The 1,573-nt window shown below is 57.0% G+C and carries 1 rRNA gene; it reads right to left on the bottom strand.

The features are described 5' to 3' along the window. Positions 1-48: 48 nt before the first annotated feature. Positions 49-1,573, bottom strand: a 23S ribosomal RNA gene (locus D472_RS28800); the annotation flags it as partial.

Genomic DNA, 1,573 nt, shown 5'->3' on the forward strand with positions numbered 1-1,573 from the left:
AGCGCCAAGCTTCGTGAACACATGCGCGCGAGCAACCAATTATCTGCAGCGGACAAGCCCTCGGCCTATTAGTACCGGTCAGCTCCACCCCTCACAAGGCTTCCACACCCGGCCTATCAACCCCGTCATCTCCAGGGAGCCTTACCCTCTCACGGAGGCAGGAGACCTCATCTCGAAGCAAGCTTCCCGCTTAGATGCTTTCAGCGGTTATCAATCCCGAACGTAGCCAACCAGCCATGCCCTTGGCAGAACAACTGGCACACCAGAGGTTCGTCCGTCCCGGTCCTCTCGTACTAGGGACAGCCCTTCTCAAGTCTCCAACGCGCGCAGCGGATAGGGACCGAACTGTCTCACGACGTTCTAAACCCAGCTCGCGTGCCGCTTTAATGGGCGAACAGCCCAACCCTTGGGACCAACTCCAGCCCCAGGATGCGACGAGCCGACATCGAGGTGCCAAACCATCCCGTCGATATGGACTCTTGGGGAAGATCAGCCTGTTATCCCCGGGGTACCTTTTAGCCGTTGAGCGACACCGCTTCCACACGCCGGTGCCGGATCACTAGTCCCAGCTTTCGCTCCTGCTCGACACGTCCGTCTCACAGTCAAGCTCCCTTGTGCACTTACACTCAACACCTGATTACCAACCAGGCCGAGGGAACCTTTGGGCGCCTCCGTTACTCTTTAGGAGGCAACCGCCCCAGTTAAACTACCCACCAGACACTGTCCCCGAACCGGATCACGGCCCAAGGTTAGATGCCCGAAACAGTCAGAGTGGTATTTCACCAACGCCTCCACCGCCACTAGCGTGACAGCTTCACCGGCTCCCACCTATCCTACACAAACCATCCCAAACACCAATGTCAAGCTATAGTGAAGGTCCCGGGGTCTTTCCGTCCTGCTGCGCGAAACGAGCATCTTTACTCGTAGTGCAATTTCACCGGGCCCATGGTTGAGACAGTGGGGAAGTCGTTACGCCATTCGTGCAGGTCGGAACTTACCCGACAAGGAATTTCGCTACCTTAGGATGGTTATAGTTACCACCGCCGTTTACTGGCGCTTAGATTCCCAGCTTCGCAGGGCGAACCCCACTGACCAGTCCTCTTAACGTTCCAGCACCGGGCAGGCGTCAGTCCGTATACAGCGTCTTACGACTTCGCACGGACCTGTGTTTTTAATAAACAGTCGCTTCCCCCCGCTATCTGCGACCCCACCCAGCTCCAGAGGAAAACTCCTTCACCGGACAGGGCTCCCCTTCTCCCAAAGTTACGGGGACAATTTGCCGAGTTCCTTAACCATGGTTCACCCGAACGCCTCGGTATTCTCTACCTGACCACCTGCGTCGGTTTAGGGTACTGGCCACACACGAACTCGCTAGAGGCTTTTCTCGACAGCATGGGATCACTCACTTCACCAAAAACGGCTCGGCGTCACGTCTCAGCCACACAGTATGCGGATTTACCTACACACCGGCCTACACGCTTACCCCCGGACAACCACCGCCGGGTAGAGCTACCCTCCTGCGTCACCCCATCACTTACCTACTACAAAATCGGGTCCCAGACCAGACACCACC

The organism is Nocardiopsis alkaliphila YIM 80379 (assembly GCF_000341005.1).
Taxonomy (GTDB): Bacteria; Actinomycetota; Actinomycetes; order Streptosporangiales; family Streptosporangiaceae; genus Nocardiopsis; species Nocardiopsis alkaliphila.